The following is a 22,245-nucleotide window of genomic DNA, read 5'->3' as shown; positions in this document are numbered from 1 at the left end:
TGTTGCACTCCCCTTTTGCGAAACCGCCGTGATCACAGAGGACTCACCTAAAGCACCAAGCTGTGGCAGCGGAGCTCGACCAGGCTTGCGACGCATCCACTCACCCGTGCGGGTATCAAGCAACCAAGTGAATCCAGCGCTCGTTGAAACTTCCAGTTGACCCAAGCCGCGCGGTGCAAGCCAAGCCTTACGTACACGAGGCCAACGATGCTCTTTTTTGAACAAAAACTCCTTACCTAAGGGTGATATGCCCTCGGGAGACATCTGGTAGAGGCGCACTCCGTCAACATGAACTGCGGCAAAGCCTTTTCCTTGTGGAGAGTTCTCAAGAGGAAACAGACAAAAGTTTAAAAGCCCCGGTGCGACTTTCCCAACTTGTGTCGCTCGCCAAGTCCGGCGCCCAATATAATTTCGGCGCGCTCCCAGGGCGGCTGCTAAAACTGAGTCACGATGACCGACAACCACAATGGGAATTTTTTTCCCGTTCTGAGTATCAATCAAATCTCCCATGACCCATACTTTATCTCTGCGCCGAGACACCGTCAGGGTAAGCTTAAGAGCAGCGCCCCTTCGCGCAACAAGCCTTCCACCCCGGCCCAAGGCTGCAGTGAGTTCTTGAAAAAAAAATCGTTTGGCCTGCTGAGGGTCAACACCTCTACCCGTCTCGATCACTAACTCCAGGGCCTCATCCAAGCCATGCTCATCCGCCCGTTTTTCAACCGCCTCAGCAACCGTCTCCACAAAGCTATTTAGAGCTACCACATCAGCACTGTGTGCGTAGCCACCGGTCACCATGAGCAAAATCGAAAACACAAAAATCCACCGGCAAGGTGGATAAATGTTTGGGCATGATGGGCAGAGCATAAAAGACGTTATCACATTGAGTACCCTGATAAGAAAGCAGTTTTCTTATATCAATCAAAAGAATGGCTCCCTACGGACGGGAGAATGAACGGGAGAGCGAATATCCGTAGGGAGCCGAAGGAGATATTGAAAATTTAAGGAGCTTTAAATTCAGGCATTGGAACTTCAACGAAACCGCTCACACCTGTCTTAACCGGCTCGCCACCGCCTGTATTCATCGCGGTTGTTGTTGCTGCCGGCTTTGCTTGCGCTACTTCGGTATCCTCAGGCGGTAACTCTAGCTGAAACGCTGCGTACTCATCATTTTGCTCTGGAGTCAGCACTGCAGAGATCCTCTCGCGATTCACCAGCGCTTTGACAAATCGCGGGTTCATCTCGATTGCAGCATCGTAGGCAACGATTGCGTGGATGGGCTCACCGTGCTTCTCGTAGGCATAACCGAGACCATTGAACATGAACGCTTGAGCGCCCTCTTTTCCAGTGGCTACCTCAAGAGCATAAATCGCCATTTCATATTCACCGATCTGAAGCGCTGAATAGCCGAGGTTGTTGTTTGCCCAAAGGTGCTCAGGGTCTTCCTCCAAGCTTTCTTCAAACGCCGCTACCGATTCTTTCCACATTTTTAAGCGCGCATAAGAGCGTCCCAACAAAAATGCACTGCGAAAGGAATCAGGTTCGATTCGGCGAAGCGTCTTGGCGTAGGATAATGCTGAGGTATCTTCACCACGCTTTAACATAGAGCGCACCATCGTCGTGTAAGCCTCGGCATGGTCGCTCTTGTAATCAATCGCTTCCTCCAAGCACTCCATTCCTCGAGCATCCTGCCCAGTCATATTGTAGGCCCGTCCCAACTTGAACCAGATCTCAGCGTTGTTGCGGTCCTTACCCAGCGCTTTGCGATAGGCCACAATCGCGTCTTCGACCAATTCCTCATCCACCAGCGCCTGGGCCGCGGCTAAAAAATCAGTTTCTGTATCTTTCACATTAAGAATCGCTTCTCTTTCGAAAAGGTCCGGCTCAGCTTCGGGAAGTGGGTCGAGCTTAAATCCCGCATGCGGCGCAGATGGCTTGCCAATCACAAAGGTTTTACCCCTCTGCTCAAAATTATTGCTTCTTTCCACATCATGCTGTGGGCCAACTTTCACCATACGGTGAGTCATCGCTTGGTCGCCGCCTTGCGCTTGAACCTCAGCTTGACGCTCGTCGGCGCCGTTGCAGCCGTAAGTTAGAGAAAGGGCCGCCATCAATACTGATGAACGAACCAAAGAAAACCGGGGGGGCATACACTTCATAAATATCTCCTCATAGAAACCAAAGGGGGTTGATATTCATTACCTTTCAGGTTTCGTGCCAAACATTGCTTTCACGAAAAGACAGGCAATTTTCAAACAACTATGAGGAGCGAGAGAACGATTGTGTCGGATCAGACACAAAACGGAAGAGATGGGTGTGGAAGGCTAGACACAACTTACGCTTAACGCTTGAGACCAAGCTTTTGCATTTTTTTATAGAGGTGACTGCGCTCAAGGCCGAGATCTTCTGCAGCCTTCGAAACCTTACCATCAAAGCGGGTTAGACGATTCTCAATGACTTGACGCTCAAAGCTCTCAAGTAACGGGTACAGAAGGCCCTCTTCTGGAATCCCGGGAAGCTGCAATGGGCGAAAGCCTCCAGGCAATGCGCCATGAACCTCAGCCGCCTCAATCACAGGCCCCATAGACATGATGGCTAAACGCGCAACTGTATGTGCTAACTCTCGCACATTACCAGGCCAGTGGTATTTTTCTAAAACAGCCATCGCATCTTCTGAAAACTCACGGTGCTCAAGCTCATGCTCAGCCAACGCCAAAGAAAGTAAATAAGAAGCCAGCGCTGGAACATCATCCAACCGGTCCTTGAGCGCGGGTACCTCAATGGGAACGACATTCAGTCGATAATATAAATCCTCGCGAAAACGGCCGGCCGCAACCTCTTCTGGTAGGTTACGGTTCGTCGCGGCGATGATACGTACATTCACCTCAATCAACCCGCTGCCACCTACCCGCTCAAGCTCGCCTTCTTGCAAAACGCGAAGCAATCTAGCTTGAGTGGCCAAAGGCATTTCACCTACTTCATCTAAAAACAAAGTCCCCTCATGAGCGCGCTCAAACCTTCCCTGATGGCGACGTTCCGCCCCAGTAAAAGCACCCTTCTCATGACCAAAGAGTTCAGACTCAACGAGATTCTCGGCGATGGCGGCGCAATTCATTTTCACGAATGCTCCTTGATTACGCCGTGATAAGTCGTGAATAGCCTTCGCAACAAGCTCTTTACCCACGCCACTTTGCCCGGTGACTAGAACCGAAGCTTTGGTAGGCGCTGCTCGGTGTATCTGCGCCAACAAGCCTTGCATTGCACTTGAGCGACCCACCATCCCGTGACGGCGCTCAATGACCTTCTGCATCCCAGTGTAGGCTTTACCCAGCTCGTCGAGCTTCAAGGTATTGGCTACGGTCAAAGTTAAGCGGTCAATATCAACAGGCTTCTCTAGAAAATCCAATGCCCCTCTTCGAGTAGCCTGAACCGCGGACTCCAAAGTACCGTGGCCGCTCATCATGACAACCGCCGGAGGCTTCTCAAACGCCATCAACTGGTCAAGAACTTCGAGGCCATTTTGGTCAGGGAGCTTCAGGTCTAAAAGGATTAAGTCTGGACAGAATGCCGCGGCTTTATCGAGGCCACCTTGCCCATCAAAAGCAGACTCGACCTGAAGGCCTTCAAGCTCTAGCCCACGGCCAAGGGTCGTATGGATATTTCGCTCGTCATCAATGATTAAGATTCGGTGAGTCATGATTCTCCTACCTCGGTGCCTGATTCATCACCCAGCTGGGAGCAGATTGCAAACCAACCTACGGTGATCCCTCAATGTAGCCAGATGGCGTTAAGTCGCGGCCACTGAGCGCCGGGTTCTCTGGCGATATTCTCGTAGCTCGAAATACCGTGTTTGACTGTCCATTTTGCCCCACAGGGATACTTTCACCTTGAACCACTATGCCTGAATTGATCACTGGGTTGATATATTCCCAAACTAAAGTGCCATCTTCTTGAACTTCAATGAATCGGCCAGCAGGACCATCGCAAATCAATGTGTTCCCATTATTAAGCCTCTGAGAGCCCGATATATTTCGGGAATAGAATCTTTCATTGTCATCAGCCCCATATTGCCAAATAGCTACTTGGGGACCGTGGGCATCGCCGCTAAGCTCGGCATAGCTTCCCGCACTGTCAGAAGGTGGTACGATTTCCTCGATGGTCGTGTAGTCGCCCCCATCGCGGCCGCCGCCATTATTAAAAATAAGGATGTTTCCAGCGCCAGGTAGCCCCTCAGGAATCCAATGCGCATCATGCTGAACAAACAAAAGCTGTTCGCCCGGTCCACCGCGCCCATATGCCGCTGGATTTCCCCATCTGTATAGAATGTCACCAGCAGGACCGGCTGCCTCTTCCGTAGTTGTATTGTGGTCGATGACCAGTATTTCATTCGTATTGTGCACGCTCAGTAATATCTGACCGAGCTGGGCATTGTAATCAATGGAGTTAACATGCAGCCAATCAGCACCACCTGCTCGTCTGCCATCTCCCACATAATTGATATCCATCAACTCCGGGTGGTCAGCCACCACCCCAAAGTTGTCCTTGGTCTCATCAAAATCTTGAACCATGTGATCCCAAAAATGCCATTCCCAGACAATTTCACCGCCATCCACTCCGACTGGTTGCACTTCGATAATGTGGTCTGGCCAGACTTCCCCATCTGTTATGAGGTTGGGAGCACGCCCGGCGGCAATTGCTTCTGCTTCAGATTTTACCTCAAAGGCAATCATCAAGATGTTCCCGTTGGGTAAGCGTTCAATATCGTGGTGGGCGATGTGCTCCGTAGAGGCATATTGAAAACTCCAGACTAACTCGGAATCCCAATTCACTTGCTCCACGCGTCCACCCAAACCACCCGCATCGAAGTGCGCTCCGTGTGCCGTTCGTGGCACCGTAGTTGCTCGTAGTAAACTGCCATCGTCTTCCAGATAAACAGAAAGCCCTGGGTTGTAGGTACTTTGCCAGGAGTGCACTTGCTCTCCCCAGGCATCGATCAGAAAAGTACTGGTTGACCGCGTTGGCGCAAAAAGCGTGTAGCCTGCTTGCATACCTTCAGCGCACGACTGCAAACCAACCGTTCTATCTTCGTATGTCTCATCGCAAATTGATTCTTCACCTGATTCCGAATCCGGTTCTTCATCGATAAGTTCAGGGTCGGCGGCCCCGGTTTCCGTGACCTCTTCCGAACTCGCGCTATTGCCACAATCGGCTGATTCACACTCCTGGGAGTCCGCACATCCTAGGAACACAGTCAGCGAAGAGAGCAGTAAAAATGTCGGCCATAATCTCATTTTTGTGAATTCCTTCCAAAGCACACACACCCACAAATGCCGACCGAACTCAAACCGTTAAGAACAAGGCTTGAATTATCGAAAAAAATACCCAAATTGAGAAAAAATTAGAAATTTGATCACGATAAGTACGTTCAGTAAAAAGAGATATAGAGCCAATTAGACGTCTCATAAGTAGTTTTAACGCTGCAGCGCGGCATCTAAAAAGAAGTTGAAATAAACATTAATTTCAATAACTTAAGTAATCGGCCCTGCTCCATTGTGCTCATGCCTTCAGGCCAAAACACGTATATATACAAACCTCACTCAAAATAAGTCTAAATAAGGGAATTCCGGCTTTAAAAAATAGACCTGTTTTCGGACCCTCTCTCATGAATGGCTGTCCCTTACGTTTGCCTACCTTCCCATAGGTTGTGGCGTATTGTTGAAAAACAACACGGCGGTCATACTCATTTGCAAGGGTGGAGGGAAATTCAATGAGAAAAGTCGTAGGGGTATTATCCATTATCGGGATGATAGGGGCAGGCGTAGCCTTGGCTAAAAATGACAAATCGCACGAACAAGACTGCAAAGTCGAAGTTCTAGAAGATGGTTCCGAATTTGTGCGCTGCAATGACGGATCATCGAAAATAATTGCAATGGGCGCGAGGCTTTGAAAAACGATGTCGTCGTACCCATCTTCAAATGAGAACTTCTGTGCCGACTTACAGTTGGTACTCAAGCATGCAGTGGCTGAACGCTTCGGAGTCAGGATTTCGGAACTGACAGATTGGGCGTTCTTTTCTTCAACAAAGAACGAAGTGTCTATGATGCAACTACACCACTTTCCAGCCAGTCATATGACAGCGGGAAATCCAAATTTGAGTTGGGAGCGTGGGGCAATGTTACCCATGTTTTCCAGGTCAACAGTTCACATCATTAGCTCTTTGGCGACACGAAATATTTTTAAATTGAGAACCGCTCAGGCGGAACTCTTCCTTGGTCATGGACAACTCAAACATGACCCTTCCAAACATCGCCATGACTTGCTTTCTTCCGGGCCGGTTATCCTTCGACACGGAGAAGCTACTTTAGGCATGGCAAACCTAAGTGATGACGGTACTATCATAAACTATTCGCGGTATATTGAGCTTTCCAGCTACCCCGCGGTCGAGAGATCGCAAAAGCTTAAGTACCATTAAGCGACGTTTATGACCTTCCTTGGCCGCCCGAGTTCATTCCCTGCACCTTCCTTTTGAACTCGAGCGGTCAAATCACTTTGACCTCATTCTTTATGATTCAGATCGAGATAGGAACAAGGTTCCCGTAGCCGTAGGTGCTACTGGGTGAACATCGTCTCCACGAATTTGTCCGGAGATAACAAATTGGAAACATTTTCCTGTTGTGGGAATTGAACAGTCAAAATTAGGAGCTTCGCCGCGGGTTTTGATGCCCTCTTTTTCAAGCGATCTCGAAGCGTTGCCTACCAACATATTCAGGAATTCACCCACTGCGTCCGGATACATGTCTGTGCTTTCGACAAAGTCCATGCCAAAGAGCCCCCACATAATAACCCGGGCAAAGTCATTACTTACTGAGAGAGTCAGTAAACAGGAGGCATCTCCTGTCATATTCATCTGAGCAGTAAATTCCGCCTGAGTCGCATCCGAAGACGAGGTGGTCGGTTCAACCTTGACCACAATACCCGCTATGGTCTTCGAGAGTTCAGGGAACGACTCGGTCAAAAACTTCAGGAGTCGTTTACCAGCCTCTGATTCCGATAAGTCCAAATCCTCCGCCACGACGGGCTCAGCTGATTCCGGTGTGGGTTCTGGTACGGGCTCCGGTGTGGGCTCTGGTGTGGGCTCTGGTACGGGCTCTGGTACGGGCTCTGGTACTTGATTATCAAGGAACTCTCGAAAGTGCACCTGCATATCTTCTGCGCTGAGAATATTGAGCTGAACCAAAGCCTCGCCAATTCCACCTTTCGAATTTTTCTGAAGCTCCAAGAGATCATAAACCTGCTCTTGGGTAAGCAACCCTAAGGCAATCGCTGCGAGACCGAAGGGCTTATTGTTCTTTTCTTGCTCGTGAGCGATGAGGGTTATCTTGTCCGTATTGAGCCAGCCCTGCTCGATGGCCAAATCACCTATCCGCGCGCCCATGGACTTCGCGAGACGAAGTGCCTTCATAAGCATTTTTAAGTTAACAACGCCCTTCTCAACGAGGAAACGGCCGAAGATCTGCGAGTTGATACCTTCTCCGTCTCGAACATCCAAATCTTCATCGTCGGAAGTTCGTAATAAGAGGCTCGCCAATACCACATGAATAATCGAAGCATGGTCGGTTGGTTTAAGAGAAGAACTGAGGACATCGAAAAGTTCATCGAGCACTTCTACTTCGAACAAATGCAACTCGCCCCCATGGGGGACGTTCTCAGCTCGCTGCCTGAGTTCCGGCGTAGCTTCTCGAAAAGCTTGAATGCCCGCATACATCAGAGCAACATCGTCCATCTCAGAGATGTTTGCCTTCACTCGTTGCAGCAAATCTTTACTGATTTCAGCATGCAACTTCACATTACTATCTTACCGGTTTTCGGATTCGAATCCAAAACACCGGACAAAAAACAGCCGTACTGGCCTAATAACTATAGATTTTTCAGGAAAGACTCGAGCCCGCGGACGCTTTCAGCGTTGTCGAAAAGCACACCATGAGAGTCTCGAATTCGATTACCAATCTCTTCGCGCAGCCCGGGGTCAGTCCCCAATTTTCCTGCGAGATCAACATATTGCGCCATATCTTTCGCCACTGTGGTCATGACATCGGCTCTCTGGAGAATTGCCAAAGTGTGTCGCCCACGCATCATCGGCCCGCCACAAGTCACAATCGGCTTCCCAAAAGCACAAGCCTCCATGCTGCTGTTATTTCCAGACCAAAGAAAACTATCCAAGATCACATCTGCACTGGCGGCCAGGCCATAAAACGAATCTTGAGAAAGTCGCGGGTATATCGACACGTAGTCATCCGCATCGAGCCCATGCTTTGCAAACGCCTTCTCGATTCTTATTCTGAAAACCGAGGTCACAGCTTCGCTGGACTCTTTGATAAAACCGAAATGAGCTTGGGGGACCACTTTGGCTATCGCCGGATAGATATCATCGAAATTCGGTAGCAGTTTATAAAGGCTCTGCAAACACAGGTAGCTAACACGACTATCCTTACTCGGTAAGTCAATAGGTGGTTGCTTGGCTTGAGTCGCATCTGGTTTGGGATAAGCACTCATGAGCCCAGGAAGCCTTATAAGTTTCTCACTGTAATGGTCTTCTGCCCCCTGGGGCTCCATCAAGTCGCTGCTTAAGAAGTAGTCCATATTCCCTAAACCAGAAGTCACGGGATGCCCTCCCATATTACACTGGACTGGCGCCAGCCGAAGTGGCGCTATCAGTTGAAGCCTAGGCTCCATTCCGTAATCCGGGTAAATCAAGACATCGAGTTCAAGCCGGCGCAGCATCTCCACATGATGAAGGCCGAAATCTGGCCAATGGTGAAATTTTGCAGCCGAATGCGCAATAGCTTCACTCGAGGCGTCACAATGAGACCCGATGTGTATTGCATGAACTTCAAAGTCATCAGAGCAAAGATGAGTGACAAAAGCCCCGTGTGTTTTAAAAATGGAATGGTGGCGCCAATAAGAGGAGATAAAGCCTACTCGCGTCTTTTCGCCGCTTTTGCGTTCGCGCAGCGCGATGGGTTCCATAAATTGTGGAAAAACAGTCCCCATAATGGTTTCGCATAGCTTGGCATATTCTATCTGTAATTCGAGGTCGTTCCTGCCCTGATAATGCAAACAAAAATTCGTCGTTGAGCCCATGGCATCAGCTGCCTCAAGAACTCTTTCAGCAGAGTCCAACGCCAACCCTTCCCGAACTTTCTGAAGACCTTGAGCGTAGTTAACGCGAACAACATCGATAGATGGCTCATCTTCATGCAGCACGGGTAGACAAAGATGAAGCCCAAAAAGAGCATGGGCTTGGTGGGGGTCTTGTTCTAATACTTTCGACGAAACTGCCCGCGCCTCTTCCAAGCGTCCTTGGTTTTTCAAACAGAGCGCGAAACCGTTGAGAGCCTGAATCGAGTCTGGCTCAAGCTCACACGCCTTACGTAAAAGAGCCTCTGCCCCTTCATAATCGAGCTCTTCAACATAGACCGCGCCTAGGTTAATCAGTGCCGGAACTGAAGAGGAGTCGAGTTCAACAGCACGTTGATAAAGCTTACGAGCCTCAGAGCGCTCGCCCGCACCCTGATAAATGACTCCTAAATTGATCAAAGCATCACCATGGTCAGGTTGAACCTCAAGTACTTTGAGATAGTAAGCCATCGCTTCTTCCAGCTGGCCCAAGCATTGTGAAACCAAACCCAATGACGCTTTTACATCGATGTTTTCTGGGTCTAAGAGCTCTGCTTTGCGCAGCGCTATCCTGGCATCGGAGAAAGCCCCAACCGCCTGATAAACGCATCCTAAAATAAAGTGGGCCCGCATCGAGTCTGGCTTAAGGTGCAAGATTTTCTCACACACCTCCTTAGCCTCGTCATACTGCCCCAAATTTACAAAACCGCCGGCTACTTGCAGCGCATTGTCAACGACATCTTCTAAGTTCTCGCTCATGGTGAGGCACCTTAGCACTGTCTCGGCTTAACCCAAACGACAAGTGACAGAATCTCTCTGAGCCCCATTCTAATAACCTTTAGAGCGCATCCTTAAAGTTCTCTCGCGTCCGACTCAGCGCGGCATCCTGTAAGAGCTTGTCAGGAGACCTGCGGATGCGGCACTGGTTGCTTGTGCCTGCGTAGGGCCATGGTTATATCATTCACTAGGCGCATCCTTTGAATACATGGAGTCAGAACCATGAGCTCAAGCTCAGAGAATTACCACCCGCTTATCGTTTCCGCTGTAGTCGAAGAAACACACGACAGTAAATCATTTGTCTTCGAAATCCCCACAGATCTCCAAGACAAATTTAAGTACCAAGCCGGGCAGTTTCTAACCTTCCTCGTTGACTACGAGGGAAAGTCTCTCAGTCGGTGCTACTCATTGGCCAGCTCTCCCGAAAAAGATAATGCACACAAAGTAACCATCAAACGGGTCAACGATGGGAGAATTTCAAACTGGTTCAACGACGCAGTAAAGACCGGCGACACCCTGCAAGTGATGGCGCCTTCTGGAAGGTTTGTCCTAAAAGATAACTCTACCCCACTCTGGTTGTTTGGCGGCGGAAGTGGAATCACTCCCATGATTTCCATTGTCAAAACTGCTCTATTAAAGACTGACCGAATCATCCAGTTGGTCTACGCTAACCGAGACGAAGAATCGATTATCTTTGATAAGGAGCTCAAAGACCTCCAAGCCAACCACGCTGACCGTTTGAAAATCATACATAGCCTAGACAATCGCGATGGATACCTTACATCTGAGAAAATCCAAAGCTGGCTCCCACTCGACAAAACCGGTGATTATTATCTCTGTGGCCCGGGGCCATTTATGGATGTCATTGAAAATACACTCAAGGATATCGGGGTCCAACGAGACCAAATATTCCTAGAGCGCTTTGTCTCGCCCGCAGATCCCGACGCAACGCCTGCACCAGTTACAGAAACCACACAAGACGCGGTACCCAGTAACCTTCGTGTAAAATGGGAAGATACCATGCATGAGGTGCCTTACGAAAAAGGCGAAACTATTCTGGAGGCTGCCAAACGTGCAGGGATCGAGCCGCCCTTCTCCTGTGAGGAAGGCTATTGCTCGTCTTGTCTGTTTAAAATTGTAAAAGGCCGTGTCGAAATGAGAATGAACGACTGCCTGTCTCAGGAAGACATTGAAGACGATCTCTATTTAGGCTGCCAAGCCTTGCCGCTTACATCAGAAATAGAGATAGACTGGGACGCTTAATCGCAGCAATTATAGGTTTTCACCAAACACTCTTGTTTGAACGTCGAACCCGCTACCGGTATCGCTCAAACTAAAGTCATACTCTGTGCCCGCATCACCGGCATTGCTATCAACCTGAACTTCAAGCTTCACGTTATCCCGGCCAACCATTTCTACCAGCATCGCAAGCACGACCGGGTCACCATGTTGCTCGGCCAAGACCTCACGAATCAAGTCATTTCGCTTTTCTTCGTTCGTCGTTTTTGATGCTTGAACCAATCTCTTGACCACGCCTGTCGCCTTCTTTTTTTCCATCATGCGAACAACGCTCTTAGCGAGCATCACCGTTGGGTCCATAAAAAGCGGCATCATCTCTTCATCGGCCCATGGCGGTGTGGGATTCTCTGGGTGCATCAGCAACCACTGCTGCTCATACATTTCCCAAACCTTCGCGTCCGTTAAGTTTGTCACGTTATCCAGTGCTTTATCGCCAAGGCTTACTTTCGTCGTCACTGTGGTATTGCGCAACTCGTTACGTGGTCCCACCCAAAGCTTACGGTGTTCTTCAACTGCTTCAAGCTTATCCGTATAGGCATTGAGCGTATTTTTCTCATCACCGCTCGACACAAAATTTGCTAAACGCAACTTAGCCAAAACATCATCTTTCGATGCTACGTTCTCAGTGTAAGAATGAGCCCAAGTTAGCCAATTCTCAGTAGCTTTTACATCGCCCAGCTCAGCGCCATCTACTCCCGTTACACTTCGGTCCGAGTCTGTTACCGAAAATGAGCTTTTATTTGCCCATGAATCCATCACACGGCTGTTCGCGTCTACATCAGATGAAACTTTGTAGGTTCCTTCATCCACAACCACGTCAGATTCCCGCAAGGTTTCCTTCGACTCACCCTTGTAAGCCAAACCTAAGCCAGAAACCGTCAAAGGAGTGGCTCTCTCATCAAGCTCTGTAAAAATAGAACGGTCGATATCAACACCCGGATGTCCTGCACGATTCAAGCTTTCAAGCTCCGTCCAATCGCCCAGCATAGCTTTATCGTAAGCTGCCTTGGCCACATCATCCGACAAATCCAACCGGGCATCTAAAATACGATTGGACCCTTCGGTTTTACGGCCACCTGCTCGGCCTTCTGCGCTGAGCCAACGCTTGGCTACGCCCTTTGCTACACCGCCGGCAATATCACTGACTGGTCCCAAAGTGGGAAGTCTATCGGTCCCTATCGCGCTACCAAGCGCCGCGTAATCGGGGGTTGCACCGGCTACTGCTTTGAGGTCACCGCCCACAGTCATTTTATCTTCAGCTGAAACCACGATGCGTGCACTCTCACCGTCGCCTCTGGTTACATCGATGGAGTTTCGCCCGCTAACGGTATAAGAAATGTCAACGCCTGCACTTAGCTTCACACTACCGATACCTTCAGCGCCCACGCTTGTTCCAACTCCGCCACCTGCATTCGACACATGGGTGCTCGTGCCCGTAATCTTAAACGATTCACCAGCGCGCATACCAAGAACGCCCTTCGCATCTTGCGGCACGGTCAGGTCATTTAAAGTAGGAATTGTTCCTAAGCGCGGGTCATCTGTTAGGCGAGTGACCTCTACATCGTAGACCTCACCGCGCTTATATCCTGCGTTTACGTAGCCCACACCCACCGGTACATTGCCACCGATATTGACGGAGGCTCGTCCGCGTCCAGCAAAGCTTACAAAGTCATGACCCGGGTTAGCATCCAAGGCAGCTTCACGAACATCACCGCGCCATCCAAAGCCTGGCTGTGCTTCATAACGTTTCGTTAATTCTACTCCAGCATCCGCTCCTAATGTGGCTTTAAGTGCAGAGCCTAAAAGATTGGTCACGCTCAAATCGCCGCCGAGGTTACCACTTACGGAATGGTCGTCTCTGGCGCCGCCGGCTCGCATACCAAAACCAGGTGCTTCACGGGTTGCGGAGCGCCCTACATTCACATCTGCGCTTACGCGGTTGTCTGTCGTAGAGGCGTTGATTCGGCCACTCAGATTGATATCGTTATTTTCGCCCACTCGGGTTGTACCGCGCAGTGTACCGGAAACGTCCCCGCGGCTGTTACCTCGAAGCGTTGCTTCCACTTCTGAATCATCGCCTATTTCACGGACAATGCGCCCCTCACCATGCAGGCCTTCACCCGTACGGTAACCACCGGACACAGATTCAGAGCCCGTCTCGGATGTGTGGGTATAATTCCCTGACACATGATGCTCGCCGTCGGTTGTTCCGGCTCGCGCGCCCACTGCGTTTTCGCCTTCTGACCAATCGTAGCGCGCTTCCGCCGACAAACTGCCATCATTGGAATGGGTCACTTCTGCCCCTACTGTTCCACGATTTTCGCCGAGGTCAGCTCGAACTTCGTGGCCATGCACGCGTCGCCCATTGCTATCAACACGGAGATCTTCAGTGACTGTTACACCGTCGGTTACGCGATGCTCTACTCGGCCATGGGCACGCCAATTGCCATTCTCATCCACGCGGCCATCCACATCCACCGAAGTGCGTGAGCTGCCACCTGTAGTCGGAGAATCAAAACCATATCGGGCATCAAGAGAAGCTGGACCGTTATCAGAATCAGAAACTCTGGCCGAACCAGAATGCCGGCCATGGTCTGTGCGTAGACTTCCATCTGCACCCACGCTGCGGCTGCCGTCGGTTGAGTGGCGTACATCACCGCTGAGGCTACCTCGGCCATCACCGATATCTGTTCTCACACCGTGTTCGTGGCTGCGCCGTCCAGAGCTATCCACCCGAACGCTGGAGTGAGCGGTTACATCTTCGTTGATACGATGATCCACACGCGCATCACCCGCAAACGAGCCATCCGTAGTCACATGGCCTGAGCCTGAAACGCTCGTTCCTGGTCGAATCTCGTGTCGTCCTTCCACATCCACGCGACCATCTACATTGCCTTCGCTGTCGACGGTTAGTGTTTCTCGGCTCGTCAATCCGCCCGCGCGGTGAGATCCTGAGTAGTGTACATCGCCTCCGTCTTCGTTGCCGCGCACGGTTACATTCTCATGCCCGCGCTCACCGGTGTGGCTCCAACCCGCTTCACCCGATACACCGTTGTCACGGTCCCAGTTTACATCCACATCGGTGCGGTGCCCGCCTTCGAAGGTTCGCGTCGCGCCTGCGCCGGCGTGATTGATGTCGTTGCCGTCGGTGCCTACAGAGCCCCGCACGGAAGTAGAATCATTTAAGCGATGGTCCGCTGATAGCCGCGCATCAACAGCGCCCGTGTTTTCGTCGAACTCAGCATCGAGATAGGCCGAAGTTTCACCGCGGGTCACGCCAGCTCCAGCACGGCCACGCATGTCGCCAACGCCATCCGTGGTTACGTCCCAATCGTATCGCTCGCTGCCATTGTCAAAACGGGCTCGGTCGGTATTTCCATCGCTTGAGTGTTCAGAAACGGTCGTCGTCGATGGCGCAGGTCCACGCCTCGGGGCGGGGTTCGTTCGTAGAGCGGGCCGGGTCGACACACCGGTGGTTTCACCATCGGGAAGCTCAAGAATAGGCAACTCTCGGGTCAGGCTGCCATCGTCCATAGGCTGAGATTCCATCGGGCGGAGCAGGCCAGCAGGAAGAGGAGTACTGGAAGCTGGATGCATCATGGCATCACCCCGAGCACTGGGTCTCTCTACGGGCGCCGAATCGTCAGGCTCCAGAGCGCCTGTAGGCAATCCGGGCAATACTGGTGGGCGTCCATCGGTAGGAAAACTAGGCATATTCTTAACTCCTTCACAGCATTCTACTGCCATCATTCCATTTTCGGCTAAAGGAATCGGATGTTGCGTGTTTATTATGGAAAAAGGTCATTTAATTGGTCCTACCGATCATGGTTGTACGGCACTCCAACTTTCGCTTTAATTCAAGTGAGTTCAAGGTGGCCCAGTTTTAGCGGGCTAAAATTCACGCCTTGAAATTTCCTGGGGGTCGACCATGAAGATACAAATGCCAGTGGCATGCTTTGCCGCGTTTACGCTTACCTTCGCATTGATCGGATGTAACGAATCGAGCTCGGAAGCAGAGGGCTATCAAGGCCGAGGTTCACAATCGGTTGAGTGGAGCGAAGGAGATGACCCCAACATTTTAGACTTTGGACAAAACTTCGAATACCGCTTCGATGAACTTCCGGTGCAAGGTGAAACCACCACCCCACCCTGGGCAGGAAGCTACTGGCCAACCTACCTCGACAGCATCAACGACCGCTGGGACAAATCCTCCGAAGATACTCTCTCTCCCGCTCAAAAATATGAAATGGCTTTTAGTAAAACAGGAATTCAAGATGCTGTTAGCCTTGAATACGGCGTGGATAGCATGAAGCATCGCACGCCTTGCACCGACGACACAGTTTGCAACGCCGCTACCGGAGAAGAGTGCTCGAAGCGCCAAGGCCAAGACAATGGGTTCTGCGTGGAAACTTGGTTTGGTATTTGTCATGCCTGGGGGCCAGCCGCTGTGTTGGAACCCGAACCTGTCAACCCCGTCACTTACAATGGCGTGGAGTTTAAAGTTCAAGACATCAAAGCTTTGATTACCCTCTCTTATGACTTTGGTCTAAAAGCCAAGTCTCTTTCTGAGACATGCGAGGTTCGCAACACGGGTGATGCCGAAGGCATTCAGTACAATGAATTCGGAATACCCACAGCCGAATACTCTGCCTGTGCGGATACCAACGCAGGCACCTTTCACACTGTGATTGCCAACTATCTCGGCATTCAAAAAGTCGGGTTGGTAGAAGATAGAACTTACGACTACGAAACCTGGAACCAGCCACTACGTGGATACAAGATTTGGAAGAAGTACCCAAAAGACATTGATGCTGCGAAAGCCAATCAGCTCTTAGGAGCCACGGGTGACAAGTATGCATTTAACCCTAACGCTGTTGCTTTTAGGCAAGTTAAACTAAGCCTGCGCTGGATTGCGGAATCTCATCAAGACCTCGATGGTAATCTCTCAGCCAGTATCGACGACTACACCAACACAGATGTTTACGAATACATTGTTGAGCTCGACGCCGAGGGTAAAATCATTGGCGGAGAATGGATCAAAGGCTCTCGCCAAAACCACCCCGACTTTCTCTGGGCTGCCGAAGAAAAGCTAAATACCGAAGTTGCCGTTCCTGCCCAAAATCTGGTGGATGAAACTGCGACCGTAGCGGCCACGGAGTTTGACTCAGTGGGTACAAGCTACACAGTGCAGCCCGGCGACAAAATCAAAATTACCATGAACGGCGCGGCAGACGCCGATCTCTATGTGCGCTTTCGATACCGGCCCACTCAAAACAAATTTGATTGCCGCCCATTCAGAGCCAACTCCAATGAAGAGTGCGAGCTGGAAGTACCGGCCGGTTCGACCAAGGTCTATATCAAAGTTGATGGCGGAGCTGCTGGCGATACCGTTACGATTAAGGGCACGCGCAAGATTCCCGGTACAGGGATTGAGTGGGCCCACGTCAAACAAATCCTCAACCTCTCCGTTGCACCACCAGAAGTTGAAAGCGGTTTCAACTGGGGTAGTAAATGCGACGGTGGCAACGGCAGCTTTCAACAAGCCATTGCTGAAGGCGCCTTGGCGGAAGTGGGCGAAATCCCCGCGGAGAAACACAACGTTCGTATTGAGCTTAAGAGCGACAATGATGTGGACGTGCAACTTATCGACAAAGAAACCGGCTTTGAAATCATTGCATATCCCAATGGACTCTTAGGAAGCGAAGCCACCGGGCAAAGCCAAGAATGTAAAACCTGGAACGAGCTTGAGTATTGCTACAGCGGCTGGGACGGCGACCAAACCGCCGACGGTAAAGGCAACGAGTGGATTACCATTACCGGCGATACCAACCGCGACCTAACGATGAAGGCCTACGGCTACGCCGCCGGTGATGCCGTGGTCACCTACAGCTGGGCCGAAATGCCAAACTGTATCGACCAAGGCAGTGGCAGCTTTACCCAGAGCATCGAGAAAAACAGTGTGGTGGAAGTGGGCGCAATACCCCAAGGTAAACAAAACCTTCGTATCACGCTCACATCAGACAAAGACGTGGATATTCAGCTTTACGATGGCAACACACCCATTGTGATGTGGGACAACGATGAGACTGCCCTGCTCCACGGTGAAGAACGCGAGAGTACAACCTACAAAGACATGATTATCACCTACAGCGGTTACAATGGCGATGGTACCAACTACGGCAACGAATTCATCACGGTCAAAGGCACAGTAGCGACCCCACTGACCATGAAAGCATTTGGTTATGCGGCCGGTGAAGCCCAAGTGGATTATGCCTGGGGGCTTACTGACGAAGAGTTAGACCAAACGGGAGGACAGGCACCATGAAAATGTTATCACTCTCTCAAATCGCTCGAATCTTAATGCTCGGCACCTTGATTCTTTTCGTCCCTGCCTGCGGCGGAGATGATGAACCCAATCCCAACCCTGACCCAACCGATTCCAGCGAACCGGCTGATGCAAGCGATCCAACCGACCCTACGGATGTGAGCGACCCAAGCGGGAATGATTGCTGCGTTGGTCCGCCGTCGATTTGCGGGGATGGGTACGCGAATTACGACGAAGACTGCGATGACGGCAACCTTGAGGAAGGTGATGGCTGCTCCTCTGACTGCATGGTCGAAGAGGGCTTCGTGTGTGAAGGTGACCAGCCCTCCATTTGTACCGACCTCAACGAATGCAAAACCCGCCCCTGCTCCCACGGCGGTACGTGTGAGAATAGCCCGGGAGGCTTCCTCTGCGATTGCACCGGCACCGGTTATATCGGCGAAACCTGCGATGAGCCCACGGACGAACTGCCCGCCTACTACGATTGCCTGGGCAATGTGGAAAATATTGGTGACGGTTACTGCGATACCCAAAACAACCTAGAAGCCTGCGGATTTGATGGCGGTGATTGCTGCGCCTCTACGTGCGTGAGTTCCACCTATGCGTGCGGCGGTTATGTGCATGTAAGCAGCGACGAACCTCAATTGGAGAACTTCAATTGCCTAAACCCTCTGGCCTGTGAAAACTCCAGTGAAGGCTGCGCCGTGTGTGCCCCGGGCTGCATGCCCGATGAAATTGGCGATGGCGTGTGCAACCCGGAATGCTGGGTGGCTGCCTGCGGCTGGGACTTTGCGGCCGAAAATACAGCAGACTGCACCTGCGAAGATGTTGGTCACAACGAAGACTGCGACGGCCTGTGCTTTGACGACAGTTATCTAAGCTGGGAAGGCGATGGCTACTGCGATGATGGACAGTATGGCATCAACTTAGTGTGTGCTGCCTGGAACAACGATGCCGACGACTGCGACGGCGACGAACCTTGGGAGCCACCAGTATGTGAAGGCTACATGATGGAAGTGGGCGACGGCTGGTGCGACGCTTACAACAACAACGAAGGCTGTGATTACGATGGCGGTGATTGTTGTCAGTCGGAATGCTTTAGCAACACCTACCCCTGCCCTTATGATGCAACTGCTTATGATTGCCAAGACCCTTGGGCTATGGAAAACGATGGCGGCTTTGAATGTGATAGCAGCCAATGCAATCCAAGCTGGATTGGGGATGGTGAATGCGACACCAATTGCTGGTTCCCAGAATGCGGCTGGGATGCCAATGCCCAAGGCGTATCCGATTGCTCCTGCGAAGAACTGAACGATAACATTGCCGAAGAAGGCTTTGAGTATGCTGCCGACTGCAGCGGCGCGTGCCATTACCAGTTCTTCACCAACGATTGGCTTGGAGATGGTTATTGCGACTCCGGCGATTACGGCTTGGACCTTAACTGCGAGGCCTTTAACTTTGATGCGGGAGATTGTGCGGTGTCGATGCCGGAGGAGAGCCCTTAAACCTTCGCCGTCTCTGGCGTCATCAACTTGAGCAGCGCTGGCATCAAGTACACATCACAAAGTAAAGCCGAACTGATAATCACTGCACCCGCGGTACCCATAGCGGCAATGGCCGTAAAACCACTGAGCATATTCACGCCAATACCGAAGGTAAGAATAATAGACGTGACACCAATGGCCCGACCGCTTTGGCGCACGGTTTCCATAATGGCTTCGTCTCGCGGCTTACCAGAAGCTATCTCTTCTCGAAAACGCGCCAAGAGGTGAATGGTATCATCCACCGCAATTCCCAAGCCCACCGTAAAGATAAGGCCCGCAGTGGGGTCCAAATCAATGCCCATCAAACCCATGGTCCCATAACCCACCAAAAGAGGAAGTCCGTTGGGTACCAAAGCTAAAAGCGTGATGCTCAACTTGCGAAAAACAAAAGCAATGACCAAAGCAACCAGTATGAACGCGAAGATCAAACTGTCTCGCAAATCAAAAGTCACGTTGTTGATACCGCGATATGCCACCACGCCGGTACCCGTAAGATACACATCCACGCCCAGCCCATCGAAATATTTGGGCATGGCCTCCCGAAGCTTTTGCTCAACGCCATCAAAATAGTTGGCCCCGTGGTCCTGGCCACGCAGCACCATGCGAGCGCGGTCGTAATTGGTATCGAGCATCTTCAGCATCTCGTCATGGTCTTCCAAGAGAAGCATAAGCTGAGCTACCGCAGCTGGGTCGTCTGGAATGGTTCGGGTGCCGCCCATCAGCTCATGAGCATTCGCCACATAAGTTGCTGGGCTGGACATTTCTCGAATGGAAGGCAACGTTTTAGCGTAGGCCTCAAAACCCTGCATGGCCTTCAGTACTTCCGGGCGTTTTAAGTCTCCCTGTTTACCAATCATGTCGAATTCGTAATTCAAAATACCGCCCAGCTTATCATCAACCAATGCATTGGCCTGGGAAGTGCGGTGCTCCATAGGCAACATGCGCGTGAGGTTGTTGTCCACCACCACATACTGCGAATGCCAGGCAAAGAACGCGGCTACCGCGGCGCCACCGGCCAACATCAACCCCGGCCTGCGCAGAGACAAAGCCGCACTGGCATCAAGCCATCGGTCCAGCCAAATGGGCTTATCCGATTGCGGCCCTTTAGGAACAACGCCTTGGGTCATGGACAAAAGAATGGGCATCACAATCAAGACCGAGCCGTAAGAGAAGAGAATTCCAATGGCGGCATTCTCACCCATGCTTCGCAAGATAGGCATCTTGGCCATCACGAGCGAACCAAACCCAACCCCGGTGGTTAGAGACGTGAGAAAACACGCGCCACCCAGCTCTCGTAGAGCAGCTCGAATGGCTGTTCGGCGCTGCTCTAAGTTCAAGCGTTCACCAGGCTTGGCAAGCTTGCGCGCCTCTTCATGAAAACGACTTAAAAGGTGAATAGCATCGGCTACGGCAATCGCTGGTAAAACCGTTGCCAGCGTTTGGCTCACCATATCAATGTGCACACCACGATAACCCATGACACCAAAGAGCATCACCAATGGAACTGTAGCCGCGATGCCCGGCACCAAAATCCCGTGGACGCTGCGAAATACCACAAAGAGAGAAAGCACCATGAGCAACATGGCAATGGGTAGAAACACCATCTGGTCTTTCACCATCTGGCCAAAGAAGTCGGCCCGAACCGCTGGGATACCTGCTTCCGCAAATTGAATACCCAGCTTCTCTTTATACTTCGCCGTGATTTCACGAACGCCCGCAACCATGGGAACCACTTTCTCCATGTTGCTGCTGGACTCCGTGAACTGGACCAAAATGCTGGTGGCTTTGGCATCTTCCGCAAGCAAAGCCGGAACCAAAAGCTCATCGTTTAATAGCTCGGCTTTCCAACCGGCTAGAGCATCACCGCTCGCCTCCGCTGGAAAGGTATCCAGAACCGAAGCGAGGCTTAAGCTATCATCTTCACCGCTTTGCATCCGTATGATGGATGGCAGCGAGGTCACTTCTTTAACGGATTCAAGCTCGGCCAATTCACGGGTTAGGTTATCCAATGCCACAAGACGCTCTTGCGTTAGGAAGTCACCAACATCTACCCAACTGGCAATGAGGATTTTATCGTCATCGGGTCCCCAGAACTCTTTGTATTGCTTCAGCTCCGCCCAGGAATTTGCGCCGCTGCCAAAGAAGCTCTCAAGGCTAAAATCTGCCCGCAAAGAGGATGCGCCCGCACCAATACCAAAAACAACCAAGAGAGTGGTGACCGCCCAGGTATTTCGAGCGTTCGCAATAGAATCAGCCAACTTGCCAAACATGTATGCCTCCAGCACCCTGAGCCGGTTTTTCCCTATAGGAATTAGGTGAAAAAAGCGACAGGAAAAGTGCTACGTTTAGGCCTTAAAGTAACTGCTTATAAATTCCGGCCAACGTCCGGGCTTCATGCTCGGCGGTAAACTTCTTTGATATGGTCTGACTGGCCGCTTTCCCAATTCGAGACATACTATGCGGCGAGTCTAAAAGTTCGCCCACAATTCCCGTAAGCGCCCGGTGGTTGCCAGCCTCAAATAAAAATCCATTATTTCCATGGTCGACGACTTGATCAAAATCCGAAATATCACTCACCGCAACAACACATCCGCTGGCCATGGCTTCAAGCACTGTGCAGCTAAAGCCTTCTCGAAAAGAAGGAAGAGCCATAATGCTGATGCCGTGATACCAAGAAGCAATATTGATTTGCTCCCCTACCCACTCAATCAGGCCCGGAGCTTTTTTCTCAAGCGAGCGTAGCCAGGCCTTATGCTTACGGTCGCATGCTCCCACAAACACGACTTTGAGGTTTGGATGCCTTTCTCTTAGAGGCATCACCGCATCCACTAGGACCTCGTGACCCTTTTCGGGCCGCACTCGACCCACAATGCCGATCACCGGGCTATTACTCTTGCCTGCCCCATCTAAAACTCTAGAGTTGTCTCGGCAATAGTTAAAGCGTTCGGTATCTACGCCGTGATAAACAATCTTGGCATCACTTCCCGCATACTCAAGAGATTCTCGATTTAGGACGACACATGCATCTGCCTTGGCCATCAAGAGTCTCGTCGGTAAGCTTGGACGGCTCGAGGTGTGGCGGGTAAACACCAATCGGATATTCGGGTAGCGCATTCGCAAACTTAT

The 22,245-nt window shown here is 51.1% G+C and carries 13 protein-coding genes; 4 read left to right on the top strand and 9 right to left on the bottom strand.

Annotation, left to right across the window (positions count from 1 at the left end):
- The 4 genes from HOK28_19460 to HOK28_19445 form a co-directional block, all read right to left on the bottom strand.
- Window positions 1-813: hypothetical protein (locus tag HOK28_19460; GenBank protein ID MBT6435283.1), on the bottom strand; the 813-nt coding region annotated here is incomplete at its 3' end.
- A gap of 185 nt (window positions 814-998) precedes the next feature.
- Window positions 999-2,156 carry a tetratricopeptide repeat protein gene (locus tag HOK28_19455; GenBank protein MBT6435282.1) on the bottom strand — a complete coding sequence of 386 codons (1,158 nt, stop codon included), beginning with the start codon at window positions 2,154-2,156 and terminating at the stop codon, window positions 999-1,001.
- A 182-nt stretch (window positions 2,157-2,338) separates the two neighbouring features.
- Window positions 2,339-3,694, bottom strand: coding sequence for a sigma-54-dependent Fis family transcriptional regulator (locus tag HOK28_19450; protein ID MBT6435281.1), 1,356 nt, complete (start codon window positions 3,692-3,694; stop codon window positions 2,339-2,341).
- Between the two features lie 58 nt (window positions 3,695-3,752).
- Window positions 3,753-5,288 (bottom strand): arylsulfotransferase (ASST), encoded by a 1,536-nt coding sequence (locus tag HOK28_19445; protein ID MBT6435280.1) that lies wholly within the window; start codon window positions 5,286-5,288, stop codon window positions 3,753-3,755.
- Window positions 5,289-5,764: 476 nt separating this feature from the next.
- Here HOK28_19445 and HOK28_19440 point away from each other — a divergent pair, with 476 nt between their 5' ends.
- Window positions 5,765-5,944 carry a hypothetical protein gene (locus HOK28_19440; GenBank protein MBT6435279.1) on the top strand — a complete coding sequence of 60 codons (180 nt, stop codon included), beginning with the start codon at window positions 5,765-5,767 and terminating at the stop codon, window positions 5,942-5,944.
- Window positions 5,945-6,559: 615 nt separating this feature from the next.
- Here the strand turns inward: HOK28_19440 and HOK28_19435 are convergent.
- Both HOK28_19435 and HOK28_19430 read right to left on the bottom strand, forming a co-directional pair.
- On the bottom strand, window positions 6,560-6,967 hold the full coding sequence (locus HOK28_19435) for a hypothetical protein (protein MBT6435278.1): 408 nt from the start codon (window positions 6,965-6,967) through the stop codon (window positions 6,560-6,562).
- Between the two features lie 947 nt (window positions 6,968-7,914).
- A complete protein-coding gene (locus HOK28_19430) occupies window positions 7,915-9,933 on the bottom strand; it encodes a tetratricopeptide repeat protein (GenBank protein ID MBT6435277.1) in 2,019 nt (672 codons plus the stop codon).
- A 240-nt stretch (window positions 9,934-10,173) separates the two neighbouring features.
- Here HOK28_19430 and HOK28_19425 point away from each other — a divergent pair, with 240 nt between their 5' ends.
- Window positions 10,174-11,214, top strand: coding sequence for a ferredoxin--NADP reductase (locus HOK28_19425; protein MBT6435276.1), 1,041 nt, complete (start codon window positions 10,174-10,176; stop codon window positions 11,212-11,214).
- A 9-nt stretch (window positions 11,215-11,223) separates the two neighbouring features.
- Here the strand turns inward: HOK28_19425 and HOK28_19420 are convergent, their stop codons facing one another.
- Window positions 11,224-14,964, bottom strand: a complete 3,741-nt coding sequence (locus HOK28_19420; GenBank protein ID MBT6435275.1) for a hypothetical protein — start codon at window positions 14,962-14,964, stop codon at window positions 11,224-11,226.
- A 214-nt stretch (window positions 14,965-15,178) separates the two neighbouring features.
- Between HOK28_19420 and HOK28_19415 the strand changes: the two genes are divergently transcribed.
- On the top strand, window positions 15,179-17,575 hold the full coding sequence (locus HOK28_19415; protein ID MBT6435274.1) for a hypothetical protein: 2,397 nt from the start codon (window positions 15,179-15,181) through the stop codon (window positions 17,573-17,575).
- A complete protein-coding gene (locus tag HOK28_19410) occupies window positions 17,572-19,080 on the top strand; it encodes a hypothetical protein (GenBank protein MBT6435273.1) in 1,509 nt (502 codons plus the stop codon). Before HOK28_19415 ends, HOK28_19410 begins: the two co-directional genes overlap by 4 nt.
- Here the strand turns inward: HOK28_19410 and HOK28_19405 are convergent.
- Window positions 19,077-21,389, bottom strand: a complete 2,313-nt coding sequence (locus HOK28_19405) for an MMPL family transporter (protein MBT6435272.1) — start codon at window positions 21,387-21,389, stop codon at window positions 19,077-19,079. The two genes, HOK28_19410 and HOK28_19405, sit on opposite strands and share 4 nt — an antisense overlap.
- 82 nt (window positions 21,390-21,471) lie before the next feature.
- Window positions 21,472-22,158, bottom strand: coding sequence for a glycosyltransferase family 4 protein (locus HOK28_19400; protein ID MBT6435271.1), 687 nt, complete (start codon window positions 22,156-22,158; stop codon window positions 21,472-21,474).
- Window positions 22,159-22,245 lie beyond the last annotated feature (87 nt).

The organism is Deltaproteobacteria bacterium (assembly GCA_018668695.1).
Classification (GTDB): domain Bacteria; phylum Myxococcota; class XYA12-FULL-58-9; order XYA12-FULL-58-9; family JABJBS01; genus JABJBS01.
The sequence above is the reverse complement of the archived record's forward strand: the minus strand, read 5'-3'. Positions and strand labels throughout refer to the sequence as shown.